The 12,023-nt window shown below is 75.8% G+C and carries 11 protein-coding genes and 1 other RNA gene; 7 read left to right on the top strand and 5 right to left on the bottom strand.

What is annotated here, in order from left to right; translation table 11 throughout:
- Positions 1-537: 537 nt before the first annotated feature.
- From HCN52_RS15940 to HCN52_RS15920, 5 genes are read left to right on the top strand one after another with little or no spacing between them, the layout of a single operon-like run.
- Entirely contained in the window at positions 538-714 is a 177-nt protein-coding gene (locus HCN52_RS15940) for a hypothetical protein (RefSeq protein ID WP_167932603.1), read from the top strand.
- Positions 715-728: 14 nt separating this feature from the next.
- Complete coding sequence (locus HCN52_RS15935) at positions 729-1,487, top strand: hypothetical protein (RefSeq protein ID WP_168089114.1); 759 nt, start codon at positions 729-731, stop codon at positions 1,485-1,487.
- Positions 1,484-2,578 (top strand): DUF6895 family protein, encoded by a 1,095-nt coding sequence (locus tag HCN52_RS15930; RefSeq protein WP_168089113.1) that lies wholly within the window; start codon positions 1,484-1,486, stop codon positions 2,576-2,578. The genes HCN52_RS15935 and HCN52_RS15930 overlap by 4 nt, the downstream gene beginning before the upstream one ends.
- Positions 2,575-3,522: a DUF6895 family protein gene (locus HCN52_RS15925; protein WP_168089112.1), complete on the top strand. Its 948-nt coding sequence runs from the start codon at positions 2,575-2,577 to the stop codon at positions 3,520-3,522. The genes HCN52_RS15930 and HCN52_RS15925 overlap by 4 nt, the downstream gene beginning before the upstream one ends.
- Positions 3,519-4,787, top strand: a complete 1,269-nt coding sequence (locus HCN52_RS15920) for a serine hydrolase domain-containing protein (protein ID WP_168089111.1) — start codon at positions 3,519-3,521, stop codon at positions 4,785-4,787. Before HCN52_RS15925 ends, HCN52_RS15920 begins: the two co-directional genes overlap by 4 nt.
- Before the next feature lie 352 nt (positions 4,788-5,139).
- Here HCN52_RS15920 and rnpB read toward each other — a convergent pair.
- Positions 5,140-5,545, bottom strand: an RNA gene (gene rnpB / locus HCN52_RS15915) — RNase P RNA component class A.
- A 186-nt stretch (positions 5,546-5,731) separates the two neighbouring features.
- Between rnpB and yaaA the strand changes: the two genes are divergently transcribed.
- A complete protein-coding gene (yaaA, locus tag HCN52_RS15910) occupies positions 5,732-6,511 on the top strand; it encodes a peroxide stress protein YaaA (protein WP_168089110.1) in 780 nt (259 codons plus the stop codon).
- A gap of 129 nt (positions 6,512-6,640) precedes the next feature.
- On the opposite strand, the gene HCN52_RS15905 is transcribed toward yaaA, so the two are convergent.
- The 4 genes from HCN52_RS15905 to HCN52_RS15895 all read right to left on the bottom strand — a co-directional run bounded on the left by HCN52_RS15905 (position 6,641) and on the right by HCN52_RS15895 (position 10,209).
- Positions 6,641-7,255 carry a hypothetical protein gene (locus HCN52_RS15905; RefSeq protein WP_168089109.1) on the bottom strand — a complete coding sequence of 205 codons (615 nt, stop codon included), beginning with the start codon at positions 7,253-7,255 and terminating at the stop codon, positions 6,641-6,643.
- A gap of 169 nt (positions 7,256-7,424) precedes the next feature.
- A complete protein-coding gene (locus HCN52_RS24795; protein WP_312876724.1) occupies positions 7,425-8,585 on the bottom strand; it encodes a bifunctional RNase H/acid phosphatase in 1,161 nt (386 codons plus the stop codon).
- A complete protein-coding gene (locus HCN52_RS24790) occupies positions 8,582-9,325 on the bottom strand; it encodes a zinc ribbon domain-containing protein (RefSeq protein ID WP_209314605.1) in 744 nt (247 codons plus the stop codon). Before HCN52_RS24790 ends, HCN52_RS24795 begins: the two co-directional genes overlap by 4 nt.
- On the bottom strand, positions 9,322-10,209 hold the full coding sequence (locus HCN52_RS15895; RefSeq protein ID WP_168089108.1) for a Nif3-like dinuclear metal center hexameric protein: 888 nt from the start codon (positions 10,207-10,209) through the stop codon (positions 9,322-9,324). The genes HCN52_RS24790 and HCN52_RS15895 overlap by 4 nt, the downstream gene beginning before the upstream one ends.
- Positions 10,210-10,920: 711 nt before the next feature.
- Between HCN52_RS15895 and HCN52_RS15890 the strand changes: the two genes are divergently transcribed.
- Positions 10,921-12,023: hypothetical protein (locus HCN52_RS15890; protein ID WP_168089107.1), on the top strand; the 1,103-nt coding region annotated here is incomplete at its 3' end.

Raw genomic sequence — 12,023 nt, 5'->3', positions numbered from 1 at the left:
GCGACGCACCGGGTCGCCCTCGCACCGCCCCGGCCGGCCGGCTCCACGGCCGCGGCCCCCCGGGCCGCGGTGCACCGCGCGCGACCCGTCGAGCAGGCGGCCGGTCACCTCATGAGCGCGTGGCGCGGAAATCCCCCGAAGGCGCCGACATTCGAGGGCTCCAACGGAATTCCGCGACGGCCGACTCGACCAAGGTCATTGCTGCCGACAGCACTTCGGGAATTCAACGGTGCACGATTGAAGCAACGGCGCTGCTCGGGCCAGAGAATGACGGAGCGTCGGCAATGACCACTACGCATCACCAGCACTGGCCTGCACCGGCACGGAGAGTTCACCATGCAGACACCACGGCATTCACACCCACCGCCGCATCGCCATTCCTGCGAGCCGAACGGGGCATTGTCCGCCGACCCGACACCCCATGAGGTTCGATTCTCAACAATCCGCCCTGAACGTATGTGCAGTTGCGACCGCCGGAATTGTGCGTTGTCCTGAATGGGTCAAGCGAACCGCTCTTCCCCAGAAAGGGATGGTGTCATGTTCTCCGCAGAGCCGACCCAGGACCTGAAGACGCTCGACTTCGACGTCGAGGAAGCACTGAACCCGACCGAAGCCGAGGGGACGTTCCGCGACTCCCGCGAGTGCGCCGCACTGCTGCTGCTGGCGGGCGCGCTCCTCCTCTCGCCGCCCACGCCCCGCCCGAAGAAGTCCTGAGGGGCGATCCGCGGATGAAGCAATTGTCGGGCGCTGTGCACGACCTTGCTTCGGAACTGGTCTCCGCCCTTCGGGGCGGGGACCACTCCGTTGCGGGCACCACCGGTTCCCTCGGTGGCGACGAGGCGTTGACCGTCGCCGCGGTACGGACCCTGGGTGCCGACGTGCTCCTGCCCAGCACGCTGCTCAGGCGACCGGCGCCGGAACCCGACGTGGCCGTCTGCCGCGCCGCGGTGCACGCGTACCCGCCCGGACCCCAGTCCTCCCCCACCGTCGCGTGGAGCCACTGGGCGATGGAACGCGCGCTCGCCCGGGTGAGCGCCACTCCGCCCCCCTCCGACCCGCCCGGGGCCTCCGGTCCCCCGGGTGGCCCCGACCCGGCGGACGACGCCGGGCCCGTCCCGGACGTCACCGCGCTGCGTGAGGCGAGCTGGCAGGCGCTCACCCACCAGCTGTCCGTCCTCGCCGCCCTGGCCGTGCCCGGGGCCGACTCGGCGGTCGCGGCCGAGGCCGCGCGCCGCCCGGTGGACGTCTCCCGCGGTTTCGTGCGCGCGATCAGGCGCCGGGACTGGCTGCAGGCGGCCGGCGCGGGCCGCTGGCTCGCCGTCGTCGACGGCGTCCCCGCCACCCTCGGTCTCGACGCCGGACTGCGGTTCGCCCTGCGGATGGGCGGCGCCGACGCCCGCGTCGCCCTCCACGTCCACGCCGCCCTGCTGATGCGCGCGAGCGACACGCCCCGCGTCGCCGCGCCGGGTCACGGGAGCGGCGCGTGACCGCCCCGGCCGCCGCGCCCGGCGGCCTCACGGCCGCCGGGGCGGACCCGTCCCTGTCCGCGGGGCCGCTGGAGCGGCTCGCCGGCGACTGCCTGCGCTGGGTCCTCGACCACGAGGACTCCTTCCGCCTCCCCACCGGGGTCGCCGACCACACGGCCGGTACCGAGCTCAACTGGACCGTCAAACCGCTCGGAGAACTCGGCCAACTCGCCGTCGCCATCCGCCGCGCGGCACCTGCGGGCGGAGAGCTGGCCGCCGCGGCCGACCACCTGCTCACCCTGAGCTGGGAGGAGCTCGGTCGGGGCGACCTGCTGCTGGAGCTCTTCCACGGCGAACCGCACGCCACCTACCCGCTGGAGATCTACGCGGCCTTCGCCGGTGAGGATCTGCGGCACCACGGCTTCGAGGAACTCGCCCGCGACCTCTGCGCCACTCGCGCCTGGCGGTCGGCCGAGCAGGAGCCGCAGCGGCGCCTCGGCGTGCTGAACGCCGAACGCCGCGCGCGCCTGGCGCCCCACGGCGACCGGGACGCCGCGCTGCGTCGTACCTGGCTGGGCGGGCTGCCGGAGCCCTGGGCCTTCGAGCAGCGCACCGGGTACGACCTCACCCACGTGGTCTTCCACGTCACCGACTGGGGCGCCCGCCCGCAGGACATGCCCGCCGATGTCGCGGGCTACCTCCGTACCTGGCTCCCGGCGTGGCTGGACAGCTGCCTGGACGCGGAGCAGTGGGACCTCAGCTGCGAACTCCTGGCCGTCGACGCCTCGTTGCCGGCGCCGCTCGACCACCGGGACACCGCGTCCGCCTGGCGCCGGCTCGCCGAGGCCCGCGGCCCCGACGGCGCGCTCCCGGAAGGCGGCCCCGCCCTGCTGCCGGACCACCCGGACGCGTTCCGGCTGAGCTACCACTCGACCCTCGCCTGCGCGTTCGCCGCCACGCTCGCCGCCGCGCGCCTGCGCTGCGACGACCGGACCGGGCGGCGGCCGGGCCCGGGCCGCCCCGCGGTGCCCGACACCGCACGCCCGCCGCACCGGGCGCACCCCGACGAGACGGACGGCGCCGCCGACGGGCGCCGGGAGGAGCAGGCATGACCGAGCCCTCGGACATCGCGGTGATGCACGAGGTCGGGGACCGGGCGATCGCCTGGCTCCACCGCAACCAGGACGGCTTCCGCCCCCGGCAGGACGAGACCACCTCCGACTTCGAGGTCAAGGACCGGCTCAAACCGATCGGTGAGCTCGCCCTGATCGGCAAGGTCCTCTTCCGGGAAGGCGTCGCCGGCTCCCGACAGGCCGCCCTCACACGCCAGTTGCTGGACACCGCCTGGCGGGACCACCTCGACGGCGGCACGATCCTCACCTGGATGCAGCAGCAGGAGCCGCTCTCGCCGATCCCCTTCGAGATCTACGTGCCGTTCCACGAACTCGGCTACGAGGAACCCGCCTTCGAGGCGACCCTGCGCTCCGTGCACACCCTGGAGAGCTGGTCGGCGATGGAGACCCCGCCGGTCCGGCGCCTGGGCATCTCCGCCTTCGAACGCCGCTTCGGCCTGCCCCGCAGCATCTCCACCGAGGCGGCCACCGCGGCGACCTGGCTCGGCCGCCGCCCGGAGCCCTGGACCGTCGAGATGAACGTCGGCTACGCCATCACCCACACCGTCTTCCATCTCACCGACTGGGGCGAGAACCCCGGCGGGCTCCCGGCGGAGCTGGCCGAGTACCTGACGCAGTGGCTGCCCGCGTGGGTCGACGACTGGCTGGACATCGGGCACTGGGACCTGCTCGGCGAACTCCTCGTGGTCGACGCCTGCCTGCCGACCCCGACGCTGGACCCGGCGGCCTGGCGCGGGTTCGCCGAGGCCCAGACCGAGGACGGCGCCATGCCGGCGCAGCGCGGGACGCTTCCCGAGGGGCGACGCGAGGACGTCTTCGACGCCCTCTACCACCCCACGCTGGTCGCCGCGTTCGCATCGGTGCTGGCCACCTCGCGCGCCATGGGCGACCTGCGCGCCCCGGCCGGCAGCGGCGCCGCGTGACGACCCGCGCCACCGGCGGTGCGGACGTCGTGTCGCTGCTGGAGTCGGCCGTCGCGGTCGCCGACGCGCCCGATGTCGTGGTGGGCTGGTCCCGCCACGGGGAGCGCGTCATCCGCTCCGGCGGCACGGCGGCGCCGCCTCCCCTGCCGCGCGAGCACCTGCGCTACGAGGTCGGCTCGGCCACCAAGCCCTACACCACCCTGTTGCTCTCCGCGCTCGTCGCGGACGGGACCCTCACCTGGTGCACCCCCGCTGCGCCGCTGCTGAACGGCGGGTCGCCGCGGTACGGCCCGGGCGCGGCCGGGCGTCCGGCGGCCGGCGTGCTGCATCTGGCTACCCACACCGCAGGGCTCCCCCGGCTCCCCGCGGACTTCTACCCCCGGGCCCTGCCCCGCTGGACCACCAACCCGTACGCGGACTACCCGGCCGAGCGTGTGGTCGACGCCTTCCTGCGGCCGGCGCGACGCCGGCGGGAGCCGGGGAGCCGGTGGCGGTACTCCAACTTCGGCGCATCCGTCCTCGGCCACGCACTCGCAGCGCGGAAGGGAACATCCTGGGAGCGGCTGCTGCGGGAACGCGTGCTGACGCCGCTCGGTCTCGACGACACGACGACCGACCCGGCGGGCGCCGTGGGGCCGCCGCCCCGACCGGCCCTTGCCTCGGTCCGCGCCGGCTCGGTGCGACCGGGGTCGGGTCCGACGCGCCCGACGGTCGTCGTCGGCGGCGCGGGCCGGGACGCCGACGGTGCGTCACGGCAGCGCGGCGGGGGCGATGGGCTCCCGGACGCCGCGCAGCGGAGCGGGCCGCCGAGCCGCCACATCGGTGCCGGGCCGCAGGCCGGGGGCGAGGGAGGCCGTGACGCCGTCGGCCACGGCAGGGACGGCGTCACGCCGGTGCCGCCGCTGCTCATGGGCGGGTTCGCCCCGGCCGGCGCGGTGCGGGCCACCCCGCACGACCTGTTGACGTTCCTGGAAGCCCAGCTGGAACCGGAGCGCACCCCGCTGGAGGCCGAACTGCGCGCCCTGCGCGGGCCGGTGCTGCGGCGCGGGCGCGGGCACCGCCACACCCATACCGTGTCGTGGTTCCACCGCCCCGGGGAGCGGGGCGCGGTGCTCTTCCACGCCGGTGCGACGTCGGGGCAGCAGGCGCTGCTGGCGTTCCGGCCGGCCACCGGGACCGCCATGGTGGCGCTCAGCACCCGCCGGTTCCGCGCCACCGACCCGTTCCCCCGAGTGGTGCACGCACTGATCGACGACCTGCCCTGACCGGCCGGCCCTCGCTCCGGCCGTCCGCGTCTCGGTCCCGGTGTGCCGGGTCCCGCGGCGACAGGGCCCGCGCCCGTGCCGGGCCCGGCACGGGCGGGCGGGCGATGAGGCTCCCGCTGGGCGCGGATTCCGCGGACACGGACCGGCAGCGCGCACCCCTCGGTACAGGACCCCACTCGCGGTGGACCGGAAGCCGGGCGCGGCTCGCGTGCGTGGACGCCCAGACCCGCACCGCGGGAAGGGCAACCGCTCCGACGTGACGACGCCCCGGGGCAGCCGGGCCGCGAGCCGGGCGGACCGCGCGGGGCCGCCCGCGGGCGTCCGCGGCGTCGGGCCGATCGGGGGAGAGCGGCAGACGAGTCGGCTGTACGCCGGGTTCTGTACCCCGGGGCCTCGCGGCCGGCGGGGTGACGGTCATCCATCTAGGGCTGCCGTTGCCGACAGCCTCCAGCGGTCCACCCGCGGACTCGGGCGGGCAGCCCTCGAACATCCGCGCAGGGCCGCGGCCCTTGCGGGTCGCGCCCCCTCTTGACCTTGCTCCAGGTGAGGTTTACCGAGCCGCCCAGGTCACCCTGGGCGCTGGTGGTCTCTTACACCACCGTTTCACCCTTACCGGACGCCTCTCGGCCCCGGCGGTCTGTTTTCTGTGGCACTGTCTCGCGGGTCACCCCGGGTGGCCGTTAGCCACCACCTTGCCCTGTGGAGCCCGGACGTTCCTCGGCGGGGACATGCCCCGACGCGACCGTCCGCACGACTCGTCTGCCGCCCGGCCATCGTACCGGCAGACGGGAGCCCTTCGCGCGGCCCCGCTACGCTGGCAGTCGCGAACCGGCACGGCGGCCCCCCGCCCGACGCGCCGCGGGCACGCCCGGGCGGCACCCACCGGCACGACGCACCGTTCGGCCGGCGAGCACGCCGCCACGACCACCTGGAGGGAACCGACCGTGCTGGTACTGCTGCCGCCGTCCGAGGGCAAGGCCGACGGCAGGGACGGGCCCCCGCTGGACCTCTCCCGGCTCTCCCTCGCACCGCTGAACCCCGCGCGGGAGCAGGTGCTGACCGAGCTCATCGAGGTGTGCGCGGCCGACACCGACAAGGCCCGCGACATCCTCGGGCTGAGTGAGCGGCAGAGCGGCGAGGTCGCGAGGAACACCGCGCTGCGCACCGCTCCCACCCTGCCTGCCGGCCGGCTGTACACCGGGGTCCTCTACGACGCCCTGGGGCTCGCCACGCTGGACGCGGCCGCCGGGGAGCGCGCGGCGCGGAGCCTGCTGGTCTTCTCCGGACTGTGGGGAGCGTTGCGCGTCGGTGACCCGGTGCCCCCCTACCGCTGCTCCGGCGGCGTCAGGTTGCCGGCGCTCGGCGTCGTCGCGCGGCACTGGCGCGAACCGCTGGCCGCGGCGCTGCCCGAGGCGGCCGAGGGGCGACTCGTCCTGGACCTGCGGTCGACCGCCTACGCAGGGATGTGGAAGCCGGACCGCGAGACCGCACGACGCACCACCACGGTGCGGGTGCTGCAGTCCCGCGTCGTCGACGGGGTGGAGAAGCGCAGCGTCGTCAGCCACTTCAACAAGGCGACCAAGGGCCGCGTGGTCCGGGCGCTGCTGGAGGCGGGCGCCGAGCCGAGGACGCCGGCCGAGCTCGCCGAGGTGCTGCGCGATCTGGGCCACCAGGTCGAATCGGACGCTCCCGGACGCCTGGACATCGTGGTCACCGAGGTCTGAGCGGTACCCCCGCTCCCCCGGGCAGCGACCGGCCGCGCCCCGGCCCGCCCCGCCGCACCGGCCGGTCGGAATGCGAGGGCCGGACGGCCCGTGCGACCACCGGCCGGATCGCCCGGGCGGCCGGCGCGGTCACGAGGCCGCCACGTACTCGTACCGCATCCGGCAGAGCGTCACCCCGTCCGTCACGACGGAGACGGTCCGCAGCAGTCGCCCCGCCTCCAGCAGCAGGCGGTCGGTGATCACGGTGTCCCCGTCGTCGAGCCGGGCCGGGGCCTCGAGCGAGCCGCCACCGCTCCGGGCCCGCCCCGCCGGCTTGTCCAGCAGCAGGAAGACACCACCCTCGGTCACGGCGACCCGGCCGTCGAAGGGGTGCGCGCGGCTCTCCAGCACTCCCTGGTCGCCGAACCAGAGCACCGGCGCGGCACCCGCCTCGGTGAACCTTCCGGCGGGGTCGATCTCCAGCACGAGACCGGTGACGGGCTCGGGCGGCGGCCTGCGTCCGAAGGACTCCCCGGCCAGCCACCGGCGCGTCAGCTCCTCGAACGGGACGCGGACGCCCGCGACCACCGCCTGCGGCTCGCCGCCCGCCGGGACGACGTCGTCAGCCGTGTCCGCGAGCTCCACGACCGGCTCCTCGTCGGCCGCCCCCACCAGCCGCCAACGCCCCTCGTACTCCGACAGCGCCGTCCTCGCCACCGTTCCCTCCGATCCACCGACGAACTGCTCGCCCGCCACCGCGGGCACTCCCCTGAGCCTAGCCCCGCCCTCTGACAGAGAGTGACGAACAAGGCGGGTTCCGCGTTCCCGCCGGCTGTGGAAGACCGTCGCGGCGCAGCCGGCAGGCGCCCGGAACGCGCGAGGCCCCACGCCCCTCACGGGGCGCGGGGCCTCGGCAGCTCCGGCGAGGGGCCGGTCAGCGCAGGTGCGCGGTGTCGTTCAGCAGCCGCAGGCTCGCGGAGCCGTCCGCGTAGTGGGCGACCACCGACAACGAGGCGGCGGAAAGCTCCATCCGGAACATCGCCTCCGGCGGCGCACCGAGGGCCAGCCGCACCAGCGACTTGATGGGGGTGACGTGGCTGACGAGCAGGACCGTACGCCCCGCGAAGCGGGCCGTCACCCGGTCCCGGGCGACGGCGACCCGCTTGGCCACGGCGGCGAAGCTCTCGCCGCCGCCGGTCGGGCAGGCCTCCGGCGACCGCAGCCACGCGTCGAGATCCTCCGGGTGGCGCTCCCGCACCTCCTCGAAGGTCAGGCCCTCCCATGCGCCGAAGTCGGCCTCCCGGAAGTCCTCCTCCACGCGGGGCTCGACGCCCAGCGCCGCCGCCACCGTCTCGGCGGTCTCCCGGCACCGCGCCGCCGGCGAGGTGACCACCGCGCGCACGGTGCCCCGGTCCGCGAGGTACGCCGCGGCGGCAGCGGCCTGGCGCCGGCCGACGGCCGACAGGCCGGGGTCGGCGCCGCTGCCGGAGAAGCGCTTCTGCGGCGTCAGTTCGGTCTCACCGTGCCGCAGCAGCACGAAGGTCGTGGCCGCCCCCGGGTCCCCGCCCCAGCCGACGGCCGGTGGCGGGGCCGCCGCCACGGCCTCCTCGTCACGGTCCGTCGGCGCACCGGCCGCCGGCGCGGCGACGGCCTCGGCCGGACGCCAGCGCTCACCCCGGCCGCCGGCGTCCATCGCCTCGTTGGCGAGCCGGTCGGCGTGGCCGTTGCGGGAGCGGGGAATCCACTCGTAGCTCACCGCGCCGGCGGGGAAGACCGCTCGTGCCTCGGTGGCGAGCGGGCGCATGTCGGGGTGCTTGATCTTCCAGCGCCCCGACATCTGTTCGACGACCAGTTTGGAGTCCATGCGGACCCGCACCGACGCCGACGGGTCGACCGTACGCGCGGCGAGCAGCCCGGCGATGAGACCGCGGTACTCGGCGACGTTGTTGGTGGCCCGGCCGATGAACTCCGCCGCCTCCGCGAGCACGTCGCCGCTGTCGGCGTCCATGACCACGGCCCCGTAGCCGGCCGGCCCGGGGTTGCCGCGGGAACCGCCGTCCGCCTCGACGACCAGCCGTCGCCCGCCGCCGCTCACAGCCCGGACTCGGGCGTGCGGACCAGGATGCGGCGGCAGTTCTCGCAGCGCACCACGGTGTCCGCGGGCGCCGCGCGCACCTCGTTCAGCTCGGTGATGTTCAGCTCCAGGCGGCAGCCCTCGCACTGCTTCTGGTACAGCTTGGCGGCGCCGATGCCACCGTGCTGCGCGCGCAGCTTGTCGTACAGCGAGAGCAGTGTGTCGGGCACGCTGCGCGCGACGGTCTCCCGGTCGCGTCGCACCCGCTCGGCCTCGGCGTCGATCTCCGCGGTGGCCTCGTCCCGGCGGGCGGTGAGCTCCGTGCCGGTCTTCTCCAGCCCCTCCACCGCGGACGCCAGCTCGCGGGCCCGCTCGGCCGCGGTCTCCTGCCGCTCCATGATCTCCAGCACCACCGTCTCCAGGCTGTCCTGGCGACGCGCGAGCGAGGCGATCTCGCTCTGGAGGGACTCCAGGTCCTTGGGGCTGGTGACCATGCCGGAGTCCAGCCGCTGCTGGTCGCGCTCGGACCGGCGGCGGACCTGGTCGACGTCCTGCTCGGCCTTGGCCTGCTCGCGCTCGGTGTCGCCGACCTCGGTCTCGGCTGCCACGAGGAGGTCGCGCTGCTGGTCGAGCTGGCTGTTGAGCTTCTTCAGCTCCGCGTGCTCGGGCAGGTTGGCCCGACGGTGGTCGAGCTGGTTGAGCCGGATGTCCAGCTTCTGGAGGTCGAGCAGACGGATCTGGTCGGCGGGCGCGGCGTTCAGTTGGGGGCTCCTGGAGTCGTCGTCGGAACGTCGTGGTCGGCGGGTGCCGACGGCGCGTGGATGGTCCACGGGTCGGTGACCCGGCGGGAGACATGGGTGCGCAGCGCCCAGCCGTGGCGGTCGGAGACCGCGTCGAGCTGGGCGGCGGCCTGTTCGCACCACGGCCACTCGGTGGCCCAGTGCGCGGCGTCCACCAGGGCGGGCCCGCGGGCGGCGAACGCCGCCGCCTCGGCGGCCTCGGAGGCGGGGTGGTGGCGCAGGTCGGCGGTGACGTAGGCGTCCACCCCGGCCGCCCGCACCTGCGGGAAGAGGCCGTCGCCGGAACCGCCGCAGACCGCCACGGTCCGCACGGGCCGGTCGGGGTCGCCGGCGGCCCGCACCCCTTGGGCGGTCGCGGGGAGCCCGGCCGCGACGAGGGCCGCGAACTCGGAGAGCGGGAGGGCGTGTTCCAGCTCCCCCACCCGCCCCAGCCCCCGACGCCCCGAGGGGTCGGCGGCATCCGGCACCAGGGGTCCGACGACGCGCAGGCCGAGCGCGCCGGCCAGTGCGTCCGAGACGCCCGGGTCGGCCCGGTCGGCGTTGGTGTGGGCGACGTGCAGCGCGGTCCCGCTCCGGATGAGGTCGTGCACCACCCGTCCCTTGAACGAGTCGGCGGCGACGCTGCTGGTGCCGCGGAGGTAGAGCGGGTGGTGGGTGACGAGCAGTTGGGCGCCGACCTGCCGGGCCTCCTCGGCCACCTCGGCGACGGGGTCGACCGCGAACAGCACGGTGTCGACCGGGGTGTCCGGGTCTCCGCAGACGAGTCCGACGGCGTCCCAGTCCTCCGCTGTCCCGCGCGGCCAGAGGGCGTCGAGGGCACTGATCACTTCGGCGAGTACGGGCACCCGTCCAGGCTACCTGCCCGGCGCCGCGCGGTGTCCGGCCCGGGCGGTGACGGACGGCGGTCGCGGTGGCCGCCGCCGCCCGTCACCCGGAACCGGCACTCTTCACCCGAAGGCGTGAAGCTGTCGGGAACGCATTGTGAGCCGGGGCCGCGCGGCCTAACGTCGTCGACCAGCGCGTTCCCGTCCGGCCGGTGGACGGCTCCGGCCGGACGGGAGCCCGCGCTCCGGGGTACGCCCGCCCCGTCGACACGGTCCGTCCACCGTGGCTCCCCGTCCCCGACCCGAAACCGGTACACATCCGCCGTCGCAGCACCTGCGACCGTCGGACCTCCCCTTCCGGGACACGACGCGGCCGCCGTCCCGCCGGCCGCCCCTACCCGTGGTCGCTCCGCCGGAACGCGCCGCGGACCGACCACGGCAGGCACCACGCACGGCGCGACGGTGCTCCGCGCAGCCGCTCCGTGGGGCCGCTGCCCGTCGGCCACGACCAGCTCGGCTGCCGGGCCGTGGCGTCCGCCGCCACCCGATCCACGGGTAGGCGCCACCGGCCGTCCTGCCACCCGGCTCCGCCCCGCCGCGCCCTGCTCCGCCCCGGTCCCGGCGGGGCGCGAAGAGACCACGGCGACCACCACCCACCAGGCAGGAAGGAGGACGGCGCTCCGGCGGGCCACCACCCCGCAGGCCCGGAACAGCGGGCGGCGCCGCGCACCGATGACGGCCACCGCCCCCGAGGACACCCACCTCGCCCCGCTCCACGAGCCGATGTCCGCCACCCCCCACGGGCCCTCCCTCACCCTCTCGGCCTGCGGCGGCTACGCGGCGCGGCTGGCGACGGTCGAAGCCGGCTGGTACGCCGAGCGGTGGACCCTGGACGGCCCCGAGCCCTACGCGGTGCCCCTCCCCGGCAGTCAGCCCGAGGACCCGGGCACGGAGGTGCTGCCGCTCTCCGACGGACGGGTGCTCATCGCCCGCCGCTCCGCCGGCAGCTACCTGCTCTCGCTGCTCTACCCGACGGGCCCCGACACCGGGGAGCTCTCCCTCGGTTCGGTGGGGTGTCCCTGGATGACCCTGCTGCCACCGGCACCCGACGGTGTGCGGGCGTACGGACTGGTGGTGGAGGGCGAGACCACCACGGTCTGGCTGGTCTGCGGCGGCGGCCGGGGCCCACAGCCGGTTCTCCGCGTCCCGGGCCGCTGCCAGGGCGGCGCCTGGCTGGACCGCAGCGGGCGGCTGCTGGCGCTCAACCGCACCGACTCCGGGGGCCGCACGAGGGCGGTCACCGTGGACGTGGCCACCGGCGGTGAGGCGGCGGTCCTCCTGCAGATCGGCGAGCGGAGCAACGACCGACTGCTGCTCGCCGACCCGGACAGCGGGTTGCTGCTGGTGGCCTCCGACGCCCCCGGGAAGGAGCGGATCGGGTGGGGGGTCCTCGGCAGCCACCGCCCGGTGCGGTTCCCGGAGGCGCTGTGCCCGGACGGGATCGCCGTCCACCCGCTGGCCGTGCAGCCGGCGCAGGTGCTCACCCCCGAGTCCTGCGGGGTGGCGCTGCGCCTGATGGGGCCCGAGGGCGACTGGCCGGCGGTCTGGCGTCCCGAGCAGCGGGACCTCCAGCACTTCCCCGCGCCCCCGGGGTGGCTCCCCGACGGCTCCCGTTGGACCGCCGGCGGCGATCTGCTGCTGCCGTTCGTCGAGCGCGGGGCGCCGTGCGGGGTGCTGCGCCTCCCGGTCGACGTCCCGCCGCCGGCCCCCGGGCCGGACCGGTACCGGGGGCGTCGGTCAGCGCCGACCGGGCAGCGGTCGGGCGTGACCGGCGT

Origin of the sequence: Streptomyces bohaiensis (assembly GCF_012033785.1) — a bacterium.
Taxonomy (GTDB): domain Bacteria; phylum Actinomycetota; class Actinomycetes; order Streptomycetales; family Streptomycetaceae; genus Streptomyces; species Streptomyces bohaiensis.
This window is presented reverse-complemented; position numbering and strand designations above follow the sequence as displayed.